Annotated in this window: 16 protein-coding genes and 2 tRNA genes; 7 read left to right on the top strand and 11 right to left on the bottom strand. The window is 64.4% G+C overall.

Annotation, left to right across the window (positions count from 1 at the left end; translation table 11 throughout):
* Positions 1–39: 39 nt before the first annotated feature.
* The 3 genes from HCU76_RS20185 (at position 40) to HCU76_RS20195 (ending at position 1365) form a co-directional block, all read left to right on the top strand.
* On the top strand, positions 40–651 hold the full coding sequence (locus tag HCU76_RS20185) for a glutathione S-transferase N-terminal domain-containing protein (protein WP_057596959.1): 612 nt from the start codon (positions 40–42) through the stop codon (positions 649–651).
* A 31-nt stretch (positions 652–682) separates the two neighbouring features.
* Complete coding sequence (locus tag HCU76_RS20190) at positions 683–1240, top strand: ClpXP protease specificity-enhancing factor (protein ID WP_213953177.1); 558 nt, start codon at positions 683–685, stop codon at positions 1238–1240.
* 49 nt (positions 1241–1289) lie between these two features.
* Positions 1290–1365: transfer RNA gene (locus tag HCU76_RS20195), tRNA-Thr, on the top strand.
* A 74-nt stretch (positions 1366–1439) separates the two neighbouring features.
* On the opposite strand, the gene HCU76_RS20200 is transcribed toward HCU76_RS20195, so the two are convergent.
* The gene (locus HCU76_RS20200; protein WP_213953178.1) at positions 1440–1745 is read right to left on the bottom strand and encodes a hypothetical protein; all 306 of its coding nucleotides are present in this window, start codon (positions 1743–1745) and stop codon (positions 1440–1442) included.
* A 178-nt stretch (positions 1746–1923) separates the two neighbouring features.
* On the opposite strand from HCU76_RS20200, the gene secA reads away from it, so the two are divergent.
* The 4 genes from secA to mutT all read left to right on the top strand — a co-directional run bounded on the left by secA (position 1924) and on the right by mutT (position 7481).
* Entirely contained in the window at positions 1924–4704 is a 2781-nt protein-coding gene (gene secA, locus HCU76_RS20205) for a preprotein translocase subunit SecA (protein WP_213953181.1), read from the top strand.
* Between the two features lie 237 nt (positions 4705–4941).
* Positions 4942–6171: a bifunctional glutamate N-acetyltransferase/amino-acid acetyltransferase ArgJ gene (argJ, locus tag HCU76_RS20210; RefSeq protein WP_213953182.1), complete on the top strand. Its 1230-nt coding sequence runs from the start codon at positions 4942–4944 to the stop codon at positions 6169–6171.
* Between the two features lie 15 nt (positions 6172–6186).
* Positions 6187–7062 (top strand): ATP-binding protein, encoded by an 876-nt coding sequence (locus HCU76_RS20215; protein WP_213953184.1) that lies wholly within the window; start codon positions 6187–6189, stop codon positions 7060–7062.
* Positions 7059–7481, top strand: a complete 423-nt coding sequence (gene mutT, locus HCU76_RS20220) for an 8-oxo-dGTP diphosphatase MutT (RefSeq protein ID WP_218510456.1) — start codon at positions 7059–7061, stop codon at positions 7479–7481. Before HCU76_RS20215 ends, mutT begins: the two co-directional genes overlap by 4 nt.
* A 22-nt stretch (positions 7482–7503) precedes the next feature.
* Here mutT and HCU76_RS20225 read toward each other — a convergent pair whose 3' ends face one another.
* The 10 genes from HCU76_RS20225 to HCU76_RS20270 all read right to left on the bottom strand — a co-directional run bounded on the left by HCU76_RS20225 (position 7504) and on the right by HCU76_RS20270 (position 16975).
* Positions 7504–7713: a DNA gyrase inhibitor YacG gene (locus HCU76_RS20225; protein ID WP_213953186.1), complete on the bottom strand. Its 210-nt coding sequence runs from the start codon at positions 7711–7713 to the stop codon at positions 7504–7506.
* On the bottom strand, positions 7710–8465 hold the full coding sequence (gene zapD / locus HCU76_RS20230; RefSeq protein WP_213953187.1) for a cell division protein ZapD: 756 nt from the start codon (positions 8463–8465) through the stop codon (positions 7710–7712). Before zapD ends, HCU76_RS20225 begins: the two co-directional genes overlap by 4 nt.
* A gap of 44 nt (positions 8466–8509) precedes the next feature.
* Positions 8510–9529, bottom strand: coding sequence for a hypothetical protein (locus tag HCU76_RS20235; RefSeq protein ID WP_218510457.1), 1020 nt, complete (start codon positions 9527–9529; stop codon positions 8510–8512).
* Positions 9530–9544: 15 nt separating this feature from the next.
* Positions 9545–10531 (bottom strand): hypothetical protein, encoded by a 987-nt coding sequence (locus tag HCU76_RS20240; RefSeq protein WP_218510458.1) that lies wholly within the window; start codon positions 10529–10531, stop codon positions 9545–9547.
* A gap of 82 nt (positions 10532–10613) precedes the next feature.
* Complete coding sequence (locus HCU76_RS20245; protein WP_218510459.1) at positions 10614–12104, bottom strand: MBOAT family protein; 1491 nt, start codon at positions 12102–12104, stop codon at positions 10614–10616.
* Positions 12105–12189: 85 nt separating this feature from the next.
* Positions 12190–12795: a dephospho-CoA kinase gene (gene coaE, locus HCU76_RS20250; protein WP_213953191.1), complete on the bottom strand. Its 606-nt coding sequence runs from the start codon at positions 12793–12795 to the stop codon at positions 12190–12192.
* Positions 12796–12840: 45 nt separating this feature from the next.
* Positions 12841–13803: an A24 family peptidase gene (locus HCU76_RS20255; protein WP_213953192.1), complete on the bottom strand. Its 963-nt coding sequence runs from the start codon at positions 13801–13803 to the stop codon at positions 12841–12843.
* Positions 13803–15023 (bottom strand): type II secretion system F family protein, encoded by a 1221-nt coding sequence (locus tag HCU76_RS20260; RefSeq protein ID WP_213953193.1) that lies wholly within the window; start codon positions 15021–15023, stop codon positions 13803–13805. Before HCU76_RS20260 ends, HCU76_RS20255 begins: the two co-directional genes overlap by 1 nt.
* 19 nt (positions 15024–15042) lie before the next feature.
* Positions 15043–16770 (bottom strand): type IV-A pilus assembly ATPase PilB, encoded by a 1728-nt coding sequence (pilB, locus tag HCU76_RS20265; protein ID WP_213953194.1) that lies wholly within the window; start codon positions 16768–16770, stop codon positions 15043–15045.
* A 128-nt stretch (positions 16771–16898) separates the two neighbouring features.
* Positions 16899–16975 (bottom strand) — tRNA-Pro (locus tag HCU76_RS20270).
* Positions 16976–17015 lie beyond the last annotated feature (40 nt).

The raw sequence follows: 17015 nt of genomic DNA on the forward strand, positions 1-17015 counted from the left end.
CGCGACCCACTCTTTTTGATTTTTAGGAGGCCTTTCGCCATGATGGTTTTGTATTCAGGAACGACCTGCCCTTTCTCCCATCGTTGCCGCTTCGTGCTGTTCGAAAAAGGCATGGACTTCGAAATCCGTGACGTCGATCTCTACAACAAGCCCGAAGACATCAGCGTGATGAACCCGTACGGCCAGGTGCCGATCCTGGTCGAGCGTGACCTGATCCTGTACGAGTCGAACATCATCAACGAGTACATCGACGAGCGCTTCCCGCATCCGCAGCTGATGCCCGGCGACCCGGTCGACCGCGCCCGCGTGCGCCTGTTCCTGCTCAACTTCGAGAAGGAACTGTTCGTGCACGTCTCGACGCTCGAGAACCGCACGGCCAAGGGCAACGAGAAGGCGCTGGAAAAGGCCCGCTCGCACATCCGCGACCGCCTGACGCAGCTCGCGCCTGTGTTCTTGAAGAACAAGTACATGCTGGGCGACAATTTCTCGATGCTCGACGTCGCGATTGCACCCCTGCTGTGGCGCCTGGATTACTACGGCATCGATCTCAGCAAGAATGCGGCGCCGCTGCTCAAGTACGCCGAACGCATCTTCTCGCGCCCGGCCTATATCGAAGCGCTGACGCCGTCCGAAAAGGTGATGCGCAAGTAGAGTTTGCAAAACTAGGCAAACTACGCTTTAAATGATCAACGCCCTCGAATCGACTTCCACCCGTCCCTATCTGATCCGGGCCCTCTATGAGTGGTGCACCGACAATGGGTACACGCCCTATGTCGCGGTGCAGGTCGACGATTCGGTCCAGGTGCCGCGCGAGTACGTGAAGAACGGCGAGATCGTCCTGAACATCAGCTTCGACGCGACCAGCTCGCTCAAGCTTGGGAACGATTTCATCGAGTTCAAGGCGCGCTTTGCCGGCACGGCGCGGGAAATCAGCGTGCCCGTGGGCCGGGTGATCGCGATCTACGCCCGCGAGAACGGACAGGGCATGGCGTTTCCTGCGCCAGCGCCTGCAGAGCCTGCTCCGGCGATGCCTTCCATGCCGGCATTGCCCGTCCCGAATCCCGCTTCGCGCACGCCGTTGCGCGACACCGCGCGCGGCGGCGAGGGCGATGCAAGCAAGGTCGTGCACCTCGTGCCTGAAGATGGCGCCGGCACGGCCAGCGGGCATGCGGACCTGGACGAGCCTCCGCGTCCACCGGCTGGCGGCGGCGCCCGCCCGTCGCTCAAACGCATCAAGTAGGGCAACCCGGCCAGGCGCCAGCGCACTGGTCGCTAAAATTCGCAGTTACGCCGCTTTAGCTCAGTTGGTAGAGCACCCGCCTTGTAAGCGGAAGGTCGTCAGTTCGATTCCGACAAGCGGCACCAAATCCAGGCCCGGTAGCGTCCAATGCATCCGGGCTTTTCATTTGCACCGTCTGCAGGCCGCGACCCCGCCCGCCTCACCGCTTGGTCTGCACCTTGATGCGGATCGTGGCGTCATCCCATCCCTTGGCTCGCAGTCGCGCCTGCAGCATCGGCACCAGCTGCCGCAGCTTGGCCGCCGCGGCACTGCCCCGCACGAGCACGCACCACACCCCGTCCTCCACCGGCCCGGCCTGGAGGGCGGGGCGCATCTCCAGCGGGATCAGGTCGAGCACCGCGCGCAGGCGCTCGTTCGTGTCGCGGACACGGGCGGCCAGGCTCGCAAGCGCGGGCGAGGCTTCGGTGGCCTGCTGCAGGGTGACGGCGTTGAATCGGGTGCTCATGGGCGTGGTGATAGGGATGCGGCAAGCGGGCTAAAATCTGCGGTTGGCCGGCGTTCGCGCTGGCCGGGCGAGCTTGCATTCTTGCAATTGCGCAAAGCGCGCCCACTTGCATCCACCATATCTTAGGGATTTCGGCCGCAGTGCCTGACGCTGTCGGGCGCCCGTCCATCCTCCACTCATGGCCACCAACTTCCTGACCCAACTTTTCGGCAGTCGCAATGACCGTCTACTCAAGCAGTATCGCAAGACGGTCGACCGCATCAACGCCCTGGAGCCTGCATTCGAAAAGCTCAGCGAAGACGCGCTGAAGGCCAAGACGCAAGAATTCAAGGATCGGCTCGCCAAGGGCGAGACGCTCGACGACCTGCTGCCCGAAGCCTTTGCCACCGTGCGCGAGGCTTCCAAGCGCATCATGAAGATGCGCCATTTCGATGTGCAGCTGCTGGGCGGCATGGCCCTGCACAACGGCAAGATCTCCGAGATGCGCACGGGCGAGGGCAAGACGCTGACAGCCACCTTGCCGGTCTACCTGAACGCGCTCTCAGGCAAGGGCGTGCACGTCGTCACGGTGAACGACTACCTCGCGAGCCGGGACGCGCAGTGGATGGGACGGCTCTACGGCTACCTCGGCCTGACCACCGGCATCAACCTGCCGAACATGCCGCGCGAGGCCAAGCAGGAAGCGTATCGCTGCGACATCACCTACGGCACCAACAACGAATACGGCTTCGACTACCTGCGCGACAACATGGTCTACGAAGTGGCGGATCGCGTCGCGCGCGGCCTGAACTACGCCATCGTGGACGAGGTCGACTCGATCCTGATCGACGAGGCGCGCACGCCGCTGATCATCAGCGGCCAGGCCGAGGATCACACGGACCTGTACCTGGCCATCAACAAGGTCGTGCCGCTGCTGAAGAAGCAGGAGGGCGAGGCCGATCCACGCACGGGCGAGGGCGTCATCACGCCCGGCGACTTCACCGTCGACGAGAAGACTCACCAGGTGTTCCTGACCGAGGACGGCCATGAGAAGGCCGAGCAGCTCCTGTCGGAATTCAAGCTGCTGCCGGAAGGCGCGTCGTTGTACGACCCGGCCAACATCACGTTGATGCATCACCTGAACGCGGCGCTGCGCGCGCGGCATCTCTACCATCGCGACCAGCACTATGTTGTGCAGCAGGGCGAGGTCATCATCGTCGACGAGTTCACCGGCCGGCTGATGACCGGCCGCCGCTGGAGCGATGGCCTGCACCAGGCCGTCGAGGCGAAGGAAGGTGTCGAGATCCAGGCCGAGAACCAGACGCTCGCCTCGATCACCTTCCAGAACTACTTCCGGCTCTACGCCAAGCTGGCCGGCATGACCGGCACGGCCGACACGGAAGCGTACGAGTTCCAGGAGATCTACGGGCTCGAGACCGTCCTCATTCCGCCCAACCGCGTGAGCAAGCGGGATGACCAGCTCGATCGCGTCTACAAAACCACGCGCGAGAAGTACCAGGCGGCCATCGAGGACATCCGCGAGTGCTATGACCGTGGCCAGCCGGTGCTGGTGGGTACCTCGTCGATCGAGAACTCGGAAATCATCGACGGGCTGCTGAACGAAGTGGGCCTGCCGCACCAGGTGCTCAACGCCAAGCAGCACGCACGCGAGGCCGACATCATTGCGCAGGCCGGTCGTCCGAAGATGATCACGATCGCGACCAACATGGCCGGCCGCGGCACCGACATCGTGCTCGGCGGCAATGTCGAGAAGATGATCGAGACGCTCGAGCAGAACCCTGAGTTCGATGAGGCCGCCCGCGAGGCCGAGGCCGAGAAGCTGCGCAGCGAATGGAGCAAGGAGCACGAGTTCGTGACCTCGCAGGGCGGCCTGCGCATTATCGCGACCGAACGCCACGAATCGCGCCGCATCGACAACCAGTTGCGTGGCCGGTCAGGTCGGCAGGGTGACAACGGCTCTTCGCGCTTCTACCTGAGCCTGGACGATCCGTTGATGCGCATCTTCGCGGGCGACCGCGTCAAGGCCATCATGGACCGGCTCAAGATGCCGGACGGCGAGGCCATCGAGGCGGGCATCGTGACGCGCAGCATCGAGAGTGCGCAGCGCAAGGTCGAGGCACGCAACTTCGACGTGCGCAAGCAATTGCTCGAATACGACGACGTGAGCAACGACCAGCGCAAGGTGATCTACCAGCAGCGCAACGACATCCTCGACGCAGCCGACCTCACGGCCCAGATCGCGGCCTTGCGCGAAGGCTGTTTCACCGACCTGGCGCGCCAGTACGTGCCGGCCGAATCCGTCGAAGAGCAGTGGGACCTGCCCGGGCTCGAGAAGGTGCTCTCCACCGAGTGGGGCCTGGAGCTGTCGCTGGTGAAGGACGTCGAAGCCGCGACCGCAATCTCCGACGAGGATGTCGTCGAGAAGGTGGTCGCCGCTGCCAACGCCGCCTTCGCCGCCAAGGTGGAGTTGATCGGCGCGCACAACTTCACCCAGTTCGAACGCATGGTGCTGCTGCAGAGCATCGACACGCATTGGCGCGAGCACCTGGCCTCGCTCGACTACCTGCGCCAGGGGATTCACCTGCGCGGCTATGCGCAGAAGCAGCCCAAGCAGGAGTACAAGCGCGAGGCCTTCGAGCTGTTCGGCCAGTTGCTCGATTCGGTCAAGAACGAAGTCACGCGCCAGTTGATGACGGTGCGCGTGCAGTCGAGTGAGCAACTCGACGAGGCCGCCGAAGCGATGGAGAGCCGTGCCGAGGCGATTTCGAACATCACCTACACGGCGCCTACCGAAACCGGCGAGGCCGAGGTGCGCGTCGACGAGGAAAGCATTCGCCGTGCGGCACTTGGCGGCGGGCTCAGTGCGGGCGCTGCGGCCTTTGCGCGCGTCGGTCGCAACGACCCGTGCCCTTGCGGCAGTGGCAAGAAGTACAAGGCGTGCCACGGCAAGCTGACTTGAGAAGGTGTGAATATTCCTGTTACGGACGCCAATCCCGGAGCTGCGGTGCTCATCGCACAAGAGTGCGGTTCCGCTCCTCGACCCGACCTTGGCGCCCTCGCTACGGAATCTTCACGCCTTCTACGCACACCTTGGACTCCCCGCCTTTGCTGCGCTTGGCCAATGCACCGGTGGCCCGGCGTTGCCGGTCCGCGGTGATTCTGGAATTGAACAAGCGCGTTTCTGGAGATAACTTTCATGCCCGTGAACCTGACCGCCCCTGATCCTGCCGCCTTGTTCGCGGTGCCCGGCATCCGCATCGGCGTTGCCGAAGCCGGCGTGCGCAAAGCCAATCGCAAGGACCTGACCGTCGTGCTCATCGACGAGGGCGCGGCGGTTGGCGGCGTCTTCACCCAGAACCGCTTCTGCGCGGCACCGGTGCAAGTGTGCCGCGAGCACCTGGCGCAGAACTTCGGCATCCGCGCGATGCTGATCAATACCGGCAATGCCAATGCGGGGACGGGCGAGGATGGGCTCGCCCGCACGCGCGCCACCTGCATCGCATTAGCGCGCCACCTGGACATCGCTCCTGAAGAAATCCTGCCGTTCTCGACCGGCGTGATCATGGAGCCGCTGCCGATCGACCGCATCGAGGCGGGCCTGCCGGCCGCGCTGGACGATGCCTCGCCGGACCATTGGGCCCGCGCCGCCGAAGGCATCATGACCACCGACACGGTGCCCAAGGCCTTCAGCCAGCGCGTGCAGATCGGTGGCGCGACTGTCACGATCACCGGCATCAGCAAGGGCGCGGGCATGATCCGGCCGAACATGGCGACCATGCTGGGCTTCATGGCCACCGACGCGAAGATCGACCCCGCCCTGATCCAGCCGCTGGCCAAGGCACTGGCCGATTCGTCATTCAACCGCGTGACCATCGATGGTGACACGTCGACCAACGATTCGTTCGTGGTCATCGCCACGCAGAAGGCCGCGCACGCCACCATCACCTCACTGGAGTCGGCGGACGGCCGCGCCTTGCTCGAGGCCATGCGCGACGTCGCGCGCCTGCTGGCGCAGGCCATCGTGCGCGATGGCGAGGGCGCGACCAAGTTCATCACGATCCGGGTGGAGGGCGGCCGGAATGCCGCGGAGTGCCGCCAGGTGGCCTACGCGGTCGCGCATTCGCCGCTGGTCAAGACGGCGTTCTTCGCCAGCGATCCGAATCTCGGGCGTATCCTGGCGGCGGTGGGCTACGCAGGTATCGACGATCTGGACCAGACCGGCATCGACCTGCACCTCGACGACGTCCACGTGGCTGTGAAGGGCGGTCGCAACCCGTCCTACCGCGAGGAAGACGGCCAACGCGTGATGAAGCAGAGCGAGATCACCGTGCGCATCGGCCTCGGCCGTGGCGACGCGAGTGACACGGTCTGGACCTGCGACCTGAGCCACGACTACGTTTCCATCAACGCCGACTACAGGTCCTGATGCGGAAGGCGTTCGATGAATGAAGCCTTCCAGCGCCTGATCGAGCGCGCCGAACAGCTCATCACCCGAATCGAATCGGTGTTGCCGCAACCCCTGTCCGCGCCCGCGGACTGGAATGCCTCGATCGCCTGGCGCTACCGCCGGCGCAGTACCGGCCATGGCGTGCTGGAGCCGGTCCACCACGTGGCCGCGATGGCACTCGACAACCTGAAGGAAATCGACGTCCAGAAGGAAAAGATCGAGCGCAACACGCGCCAGTTCGTCGAGGGCAAGCCGGCCAACAACGTGCTGCTCACCGGCGCACGCGGCACCGGAAAATCCTCGCTGATCCGCGCCTGCCTGCAGGCCTACGCGCCGCAGGGCTTGCGCCTGATCGAGGTCGACAAGGCCGAGCTCACCGACCTGCCGGACATCGTAGAGGTGGTCGCGAACCGGCCCGAGAAGTTCATCGTGTTCAGCGACGACCTCAGCTTCGATGAGGGCGAGCCGGGCTACAAGGCGCTCAAGTCGATCCTCGATGGCTCCATCGCCGCGTCGACGGCCAACGTGCTGATCTATGCGACCAGCAACCGACGCCACCTGTTGCCGGAATACATGAAGGACAACCTCAGCTACACCCACACCGAGGACGGCGAGGTGCATCCGGGCGAGGTCATCGAGGAGAAGATCTCCTTGTCGGAGCGCTTCGGCCTGTGGGTCAGCTTCTACCCTTTCAGCCAGAACGAGTACCTGGCGATCGTCGCGCAGTGGCTTTCGTCCTTCGGCGTGGCGCCGGCCGCGATCGAGGCGGCGCGCGCGGACGCGCTGGTCTGGGCGCTGGAGCGAGGCTCGCGCAGCGGGCGCGTGGCCTGGCAGTTCGCGCGCGACTATGCGGGGCGCGCCGCGGCATGACCGAAGCGCGCAAGCACACCGAAGTGGCAGTCGGCATCCTGATCCGCGGCGATGGCGCATTGCTCCTGTCGACACGCCCGGAAGGCAAGGCCTATGCAGGCTACTGGGAGTTCCCGGGCGGCAAGATCGAGGCCGGCGAGACGGTGGAGCAGGCGCTGCGGCGCGAACTGCACGAGGAACTGGGCATCACGATCGCGCAAGCCCAGGCCTGGAAGATCACGGAACACGACTATCCCCATGCCCTCGTGCGCCTGCACTGGTGCAAGGTGCACGCCTGGAGCGGCGAACTCGAGATGCGCGAAGGCCAGCGGATGTGCTGGCAACAGTTGCCGTTGGAGGTCACACCGGTCTTGCCAGGGGCGATGCCGGTGCTGGCCTGGCTTGCGCAAGAGCGCGGCCTGCCGACGCCGTCGGCCTGATACGGCTTTTGCCCCACGACGCCTATTGAAGCCTGGGGTCGCCGAAGGGCTCGTCGTCGGGCGGCGCATCGGCCGCCACCCGGAACGATTCGCTGGCCCAGGCGCCCAGGTCGAGCCCCTTGCAGCGCGCGCTGCAGAACGGACGATAGGGGTTGCGAGGCGCGTAGTAGGTGTCCTCGCCACAGCCGGGGCAGCGAACGATGCGTTCGCTGAATTTCACCGGGTCGGTCATGCGCAAAGCGTGAGTTCGAAGGGGGCGTTCTCGCTGCTCTGGTGCAGGCGATCGTCCTCGCCGAGCTTCATGAGGCGCACCGACACCATCAGGCGATTGCCGCTGATTTCCGGGACGAGGCCCAGGGTCTGGTCGATGCGCATGCGCAGCAACTGGAAGGTCCGGCCTTGCGGCAGGGTCTGCTGGAACTGCCCGTTGGCCGCGATCACCTTGTAGGGCACGTCGGCGTCGCGCAGGAGCTTGAGCAGCAGGTAGATCGATTCGGCCAGCGGAGACAGCGTGGCGGACCAGCGTTCCAGGTCCGTGCGTCGCGCCGAGGCCTTGTGATGCTGCCACGCGTAGTAGGCCGGCAGGTCGAACTCGCAGGTGCCGCCCGGGATGCCGGCGCGGCTGCGAATGCTCATGAGCCATTCGTTTTCGGTCAGCGATTGGCCAGCCTTGCCGGGCACCGTGTTGAGCGTGTTGAAGTGCCGCTCGAGCTGGGCGATCACCTGGTCGAGCACTGTTTCGGAAATCGCCGGATTGCCGCGATAGCTGTTGAAGACGTGCTTGTGCTTCTCGAGGTCGCGCATCACGTCGGCCTTGAGGTCGGCGCGGGCCGCCACGTCCATGATCTCGAAGATCGTGACGAGCGCGTAGTGGTGCGACAGCGCCGAATCGGCCGGTACCAGTTCGCCGAGTCGGCGAAAAAGATGTTCGAGGCGCAGGTAGGTCCGGATGCGCTCGTTGAAGGGGTACTCGTAGAGGATCACGCGTGTCGGAGGGCTGTTGCGGGGATCATAGCTTCAACAGAATGTTAAGGCGGCGTACTTGCTGGCGGAGGGAGGATCTTGCGCACCTCCTGCAGCATGAATTGCCCCAGGAACACCTGGCCGTGCGTCGAAAGGTGCGTGTCGTTCGGGAAGTACAGGTCGCGCATCGTGAGGCGCTGCTCGCGCATCAGGCTGAACAGGTCCGGTCCCATGCCCAGCTTGTTGAACCCGTCGACGAATTCCCTGGAATAGTCGGGTTTGAGGTAGGTCGTCGTCTTGTTGGGAATCACCATCCACAACAGGGGCGTGGCTTTGCGCGCTGCGGTGAAGGCCTTGAAGCGCTCCAGGGTCTTGAGCGTCAGCGGGCCGTTGTCGACGTCGTCGCTGTAGAAGAGGGCGCGGTCGCAGAGGCGGTGGCTGAAGCGATCGCAGCCATCGGGCACGAGACGCACCATGGTTGCCCGGCTGATGAGGACGTCCGACCTGGTTTCCTTGGCGCGCCGGGTGTTGCGGTAGGTCACGAGGCCGCTGGTGAGCCTTGCCGTCCAGTTGAGCTCGAAGCCGGGCACGCCCGTGAACGGATGGATGAAGGGCTCCGGCTTGGCGGTGAACTTGCGGCTCATGCGGCCGTTCACGCAGGCTTCCGACTTCTGCATGCGCTCGTCGAGCAGGCGTTCCACGCTCTGGAAGATGACGAGCTTGCCGTGGAAGCCGGCCTCGGCGAGCCACGCGTCCACGTCGCCGCAGAGCGCCTCGCTGTAGGTGGCCCAGTAGGTGGTGGTCACGCGGTAGCCGGCATGCACCAGGACGGCTTGCCATTGGTGCGTCATCGAGAAGCTGTCGCCCACGATCAAAATATCGGCCTGGCTGACGGGCGACTCGATCAGGTCCTGCTCGACCACGGGAGGCGGCTGAAGCTTCCAGCCGAATTCATGATCGGACACGCGCCCGATGCGCGACAGGTCGCCATAGGGAACGGGCGTCAGCAGCGTGACGACCAGCAGCGCCGTGATGACGACGAAGCCGGCGAAGAAAACGCGGAGCCAGAGCTTGGCGGGGCTCATGTCGAAGTCACCGCGCTATTGCGGCGCGGCGCCGGGCCGCGCCAGCACCTCGCGCACGGCCTGCAACATCATCGTTCCGAGGATGCCCTGTCCGTAGGTCGACATGTGCGTGTCGTTCGGAAAGTAGAAATCCTTGATCTTGTCGCGGTTCTCGGCGGCCATCGTGAAGAAGTCGGGCCCAAGCTTCGCCGGCAGGTAGACATCGCGGAAGGCCTTCGAATGGTTCTGGTTGAAGTAGGTGGTGGTCTTGTCGGGAATCACCATCCAGACATAGGGAATCCGTGTCTGCCTTGCGTTGAATTCCTTCATGCGCTCGAAGTCGCCGGCATCCAGCTCGCCGGCCTTCTGGTCCTGCTTGAAGAAGAGCACCTTGGGGCACAAGGGGTTGCTGAACAGCGCGCAGCCATCCGGCACCACGCGGACCTGGGTTTCGTCGAAGCTGATGTCGCCCGGCGCCGCGCGCGCGCGCCGCGTGCGGTCCCAGGTGATGATGCCGGTGGCCAGCGTCGCTGTCGAATTGAGGGCGAAGCCCGGCTTCTCGGCCAGCGCCACCACAGGGGGATTGAGCCGCGGAATGAACGGCGCGGTCATGTGCGCGCACTGGGTGCTGAGCCTCATCCGCTCCTTCAGCAGGCGTTCCACGGATTCGAAGATCACCAGCTTGCCGCGGAAGCCGGCGTCGATCAGCCACTGCTGCACGTCGGCGCACATCGTCTCGTGATAGGAGCCCCAATAGATCGTCGTGACCTTGTAGCCGGCGCGCACCAGTTCGGCCTGCCAGACATGCGTCATGGAAAAGCTGTCTCCGATGACCACGATGTCGGCCTCGGCCAGCGGCACCGCGACCATGAAGGGCTTCTCCGGCAATGTCGGTGGGCGTTGCTGCCAGCCGAATTCGGCGTCGGACAGGCGGGACAGGCGCGACAGGTCGCCATAGGGCACCGTGGTGAAAAGCGTCAGGAGCAGCATCGCAACGATGACGGCAAAGCCGGCGAAAAACATACGCAGCCAAAGCTTCGCCGGACTCATCTGCACGGCCCGAATACGGTGCGCGCCGCCGGCGCGATCCAGATGGCGGTCATTCCTAGAACTGGAAATAGAGGAACGGGCTGTAGGAGCCGAGTTGCGACACGCAGAAGGCCAGCATCGTCACGGTCAGCAGCGCCATCACGACGGTCGCGATCGAGCCTGCGCGCGGACGCGTGGCCAGGAAAATCGGCTGAGGCACCCAGCGCTCCAGCGTGATCGTCGGCGGCAGTGCCAGGCAGACCACCAGCGCGACCAGCAGCGTCTGGAAGAACTCCGGCTTGCGGTAGGGGACAATGAATTCGCCGAAGGCGCCGTCCGGAACGCCGTGCAAGCCGAGCATGCCCTTGTAGATCTCGACCGCCGCGGTCATGCTTTCCGCGCGGAACACCACCCAGGCGATCATCACGCAGAGAAAAGTGAGCAGCCAGCCCAGCACCTTGGCAATACGACCCGGTGGCACGTTGCGCCGCACCTTGGCATTCCACAGGTGGTTGACCATGAGGTAGCCCCCGTGCAGCGCGCCCCAGATCACGAAGGTCCAGGCCGCACCGTGCCACAAGCCGCCCAGCAGCATGGTCAGGAACAGGTTGATGTAGCGCCGCGTCTGCCCCTTGCGGTTGCCGCCCAGCGGCACGTAGAGGTAATCGCGCAGGAAGGTCGACAGTGAGATGTGCCAGCGGCGCCAGAACTCGATGATGTTGGTCGACTTGTAGGGCGAGTTGAAGTTGAGCGGCAGCCGGACGCCAAGGCACAACGACAGGCCCACCGCCATGTCGGAGTAGCCCGAGAAATCGAAGTAGATCTGCATCGTGTACGCGAGCACGCCAAACCACGCCGTGTAGAGCGAAGGCATGACGCCGCCGTGCACGCCGTTGAACACCATGTCGGCGTACTGGCCCATCTTGTCGCCGATGAGCAGCTTCTTGGCCAGGCCGAAAGTGAAGATCGCCAGCCCCAGCGCGACCTTGTTCGGGTCGACGCGGTAGGTCGAGGGGTTGGCGAATTGCGGCATCATCTGCGCGTGATGCAGCACCGGCCCCGCGATCAGGTGCGGAAAGTAGGTCACGAAGAGCGCGTAGTGCACGAAGCTGCGCTCATGCACCTTGCCCTGCCAGCAGTCGACCAGGAAGGCGATCTGCGTGAAGGTGTAGAACGAAATACCGATCGGCAATGCGATGTGCAGCATTTCGATGGGCGAGGTGCCGGCTGCCGTCAACGCGTCGTTCACGTTCGCGATGAAGAAGTTCGCGTACTTGAAGATGCCCAGCACCACGAGATTGGCCGTCAACGCCAGCACCAGCATGCGCTTGCGCTGCTTGTCGGAGCGGCCGGGCTGAGGCGTGAGTCGCTGGGCCGACCAGTAGTTGAAGCAGATCGACAGCACCAGCAAAGGCATCGCCTTCACGCTCCACCACCCGTAGAAGAACAACGACGCCAGGGCCAGGAAGCCGGCTGCGGCCCGGATGTTGTGCTTGCCGATGAGGAAGAACCCGATCAGCACGACCGGGAAGAAGGCAAAGATGAACGCGTAGGAGTTGAAAAGCATCGAATCGTGTGGCGTTGCCCGGTCAATCCGGAGGCGCGTCTTGTGGGTGCAACTGCTTGCCGGTGCGACGCCGGCGAGAGCGCAATTATGGCGCGCCGCTGCCCATCCACCGCAGCCAGAGCGCCTCGACCTCGGCATCGAGCTGCGCGAGGCTCAGGCCCTCGTTGAAGATCACTGCATCGGCTGCGGCGCGCCTGGCCTCGCGGCTGGCCTGCTGCGCGATTACCGAGCGCACCGCTTCCTCCGACCAGCCGGAGCGCGCCATCACGCGGCCCATCTGCGTGGCCTCGGTGGCATCGACCACCAGCACCCGATCCACGCGCGCGCGCCAGCGGCCCGACTCGACCAGCAGCGGCACATCGAACACGACGATGTCATGGCCTTGCGCCTGCGCCGCCTGCTGGTCGCAGGCCGTGCCGATCAGCGGGTGCAGGATGGCCTCCAGCCGGCGCTTGGCGGACGCGTCCTGGAACACGATCTGGCGCATGCGGTCCCGGTCCAGGGCGCCGTCGTCCTGGACCACATCCTGGCCGAACTGCGCCGCGATGGGCGCCATCGCCTGCCCACCCGGCAAGGTGAGCGAGCGGGCGATCGCATCCGTGTCGATCAGCGCGGCGCCGCGCTGCACCAGCATGCCTGCGACCGTGCTCTTGCCGCTGCCGATCCCGCCGGTCAGGCCGATGCGACGCATGCCGCGGGCTCTCTCGCGCAAAGGTGAAGGCATTTCCCCGGGTGCTCAGAACTGCGGAAGGGGAAACGCGAACGGCGCCAGCAGGCGCACCGCGTGCGGCCCGAGCACGAAACACACGATCCCCGTGCCGGCCAGGCAGGGGCCGAAGGAAATTGGAATGTCCTTGTGCGCCACCTTGCCGACGATCCGCAGCACGACCCAGAGAATGACGCCCACGATGGACGACACCAGCACGATCGCCAGCAGGTAGTCGGCCCCCAGCCATGCACCGAGCGCCGCCAGCAACTTGAAGTCGCCGTGTCCCATGCCTTCCTTGCCGCGGACCTTCTGGAACAGCGTGGCAACCACCCAGAAGAACATGTAGCCTGTGAAGGCGGCCCAGACGGCCGAGTTCAACGTCACCCCGGTCCATCCGAGCGCCGCGCCGACCAGCCCCAGCCACAACAGGGCGTAGGTGTATTCGTCCGGCAACAGTTGCGTGTCGAGGTCGATCAGGAACTGGCAGACCAGCAGCGCGTTGAAGGCGGCCCAGAGCCCGCCCACGGGGCTGAGGCCGAAGCGCCATCCCACCAGCGCGAACAAGGCCGCGACGGACAGCTCGACCAATGGATAGCGGATGCTGATGCCGGCCTTGCAGGCGGAGCACTTGCCGCGCAACAGCAGGTAGCTCAGCACCGGAATGTTCTCGTACCAGCGAATCGTGTGTCCGCAGGCGCCGCAGCGCGAGCGCGGCGCCGACAGGCTCAGCGGCGGCAGCGCCTCGATCTGCGCCAGCGCCGGCGTCGCGGCGGCTTCCAGCGCGGGCGGCGTGGCCGACTTGTCGCCGAACACCAGCGTCCACAAGCTCGGCTGCTCTGGCGACGGCGTCAGCGCGGCCACCGAATCCGTCAGCCAGTCGCGATACATCATCGCCGGCTTGCGGTAGACCACGACATTGAGAAAGCTGCCGATCAACAACCCGAGCAGGCCGGCCGCCACCGCGGCCTCAGCCCCTGCCGACAACCACATCAGACGACCTGGCCGAGCTTGAAGATGGGCAGGTACATCGACACCACGATGCCACCGATGATGACGCCGAGGATCACGATGATGATGGGCTCCATCAGGCTCGAAAGCCCGGCCACCATGTCGTCCACTTCCGATTCGTAGAAGTCGGCGGCCTTGCCGAGCATGTGGTCGATCGAGCCGGATTCCTCGCCGATGGCGGTCATCTGCAGCACCATCGACGGGAAGATGTTGGCATTGGTCATTGCCGCAGTCAGGCTGGTGCCGGTCGAGACTTCCTGCTGGATCTTCACCGTGGCATCGGCATACACCGAGTTGCCCGACGCACCACCGACCGAGTCGAGCGCCTCGACCAGCGGCACGCCGGCTGCGAACATGGTCGCGAGCGTGCGCGTCCAGCGCGCGATGCAGGACTTGTCGATCAGCGTGCCGAAGATCGGCAGCTTGAGCAGCAAGCGGTCCATGAACTTCTGCACGCGCTCGTTGCGCTTCCAGGCCTGCATGAAGAAATAGAGGCCGCCGCCGATCACGCCGAAGATCAGCCACCAGTAGGACACGAAGAATTCGCTGATCGCCATCACGATCAACGTGGGCGCAGGCAGGTCGGCGCCGAAGGAGCTGAACACCTGCTTGAAGGCCGGGATCACGAAGATCATGATCACCGCGACCACCACGAAGGCCACCACGATCACCGAGGTCGGATACATCAGCGCCGACTTGATCTTGGACTTGATCGCCTCGGTCTTTTCCATGTAGGTGGCCAGGCGGTCGAGCAACTCTTCCAGGATACCGGCCGCCTCACCCGCTTCGACCAGGTTGCAGTACAGGTTGTCGAAGTACTTCGGGAACTTGCGGAACGCAGCCGACAGCGAGGTGCCCGTCTCCACGTCGCCGCGGACGTCGTTGAGCAGCTTGGCCACGCTCGGATTTGCATTGCCCCGGCCGACGATGTCGAAGGCCTGCAGCAGCGGCACGCCGGCCTTCATCATGGTCGCAAGCTGGCGCGTGAAGATCGCAATGTCCTTCGGCTTGATGGACTTGCCCGAGCGCATCTTGCGCTTCTTGATCTTGGTGGCCAGTACACCCTGGCGCCGCAACGAGGCCTGCACCTGGTTCTCGCCCGATGCGCGCATCTCGCCGCGCACCTGCTTGCCATTGCGGTCCCGACCTTCCCATTCGAAGATCGTTTCCTTGATGTTCCTGACGGATGTTGCAGTTGCCATTCAGTCCTCGTGCGCCGTGTTACTCGTTGGTGACCGCCACCACTTCTTCAAGTGATGTCAGCCCCTGCATGACCTTTTTCAGACCGGACTGGCGCAATGAGCGCACACCCTCGGCCTCGGCCTGCCTGGCAATGTCCAGGGCACTGCCGTCGCGCAGGATGATTTCCTGGATCTTTTCGCTGATCGGCATCACCTGGTAGATACCGACGCGGCCCTTGTAGCCACCATTGCAGGCGCTGCAGCCGACCGGGCGGTATGGCTTCCAGGTGCCGTCGACGTCGCGATCCTTGAAGCCGGCATCGATCAGCGCCTTGCGTGGCACCTCGTGCGCCTCGCGGCACACGGTGCACAGGCGGCGGGCCAGGCGTTGCGCGGTGATCAGGATCACGCTGGACGCGATGTTGAACGGCGCGATGCCCATGTTGCGCATCCGCGTCAGCGTCGTCGGAGCGTCGTTGGTATGCAGCGTGGACAACACCAGATGGCCGGTTTGCGCGGCCTTGATCGAGATGTCGGCGGTTTCCAGGTCGCGGATTTCGCCGACCATGATGATGTCCGGATCTTGGCGCAGGAAGGCGCGCAGGGCCGTGGCAAAGGTCAGCCCCGCCTTCTCGTTCACATTGACCTGGTTGACGCCGGGCAGGTTGATTTCCGACGGATCTTCCGCGGTCGCGATGTTCACGCCCGGCTTGTTCAGCAGGTTCAGGCAGGTGTAGAGCGAAACGGTCTTGCCGGAGCCCGTCGGGCCGGTCACCAGCACCATGCCGTAGGGGCGGGCGATGGCCGAGAGCAGGCGTTCCTTCTCGTCGGCGTCGTAGCCGAGCGCGTCGATGCCGAGGCGGGCGCTGCTCGGGTCCAGAATCCGGATCACGATCTTCTCGCCGAACAGCGTCGGCAAGGTGCTGACCCGGAAGTCGATCACGCGGTCCGGGCCGATCTTGAGCTTCATCCGGCCGTCTTGCGGAATACGCTTCTCGGAGATGTCCAGCCGCGAGATCACCTTGATGCGCGAGGCCAGCTTGTCCTTGATGACGATGGGCGGCGTGGCGATCTCGCGCAATTCGCCGTCGACCCGGAAGCGCACGCGGTACTGGGTCTCGTAGGGCTCGAAGTGGATGTCCGATGCGCGCATGCTGAACGCATCGATCAGCATCTTGTGCAGGAAGCGCACCACCGGCGCGTCTTCGACTTCCGCGACCGCCTGCTCGGTGTCGGCGGCCTCGGTGGCCGCATCGTCGAATTCGAACTCGGCGCCGACGATGTTGTCGATGGTTTCCGCAGCGCTGACCGCGGCGGCCTCGACCATGCGCGAGAGCTTGTCGTACTCGGCAATGACCCAGTCGACGCCCATCTGCGAGGCGAACTTGATCTTTTCCGCGGCTTGCTGGTCGGATGGATCGGCCGTGGCGACGATGAGACGATTGCTCCGCTTGCTCAGCACCACGATGCGGTAGGCCTGGCAAAGCTTGGGGTCGAGCAGGTCCTTTGGCAGGCGCTGCTGGTCGATCGCGTCGAGGTCCAGCAAGGGCGCGCCGAACGCGTTGGACAGCGTGTGGGCCAAGTCCGCCGCAGACACGGCACCGGTGCCCGTGAGTTCCGCAATGAAGCTCGTTCGGCTCGATTGCGACTTCTGGTAGATCTCTTCAGCCGTCCTTGCCGCCAGCTTGCCAGCCGATATCAGCGCGCGGGCCAGCCCTGGCAGCGCGATGGGCGGGTTTTCTTTGGCAAGGGGATCGGCTGCGGCCATTCAACGATTGTAAAAAACGTGAAAAATTGATTCACGATCATCGCTGATCGACCCTATGCTGTAAATCGCAGCCGTGCAACAGTGGCAACAGTCTGAGAAGCATTTGGCAATTCACAGCCACATGTGGCTGGTCGGGGTGAGAGGATTCGAACCTCCGGCCTCTACGTCCCGAACGTAGCGCTCTACCAGGCTAAGCTACACCCCGATTGTTGCGAAAAACAGAGAAACGACCCGCGTAAGACTTT

The organism is Variovorax sp. dw_308, assembly GCF_019207085.1.
In the GTDB taxonomy this organism is placed as follows: Bacteria; Pseudomonadota; Gammaproteobacteria; order Burkholderiales; family Burkholderiaceae_C; genus Variovorax.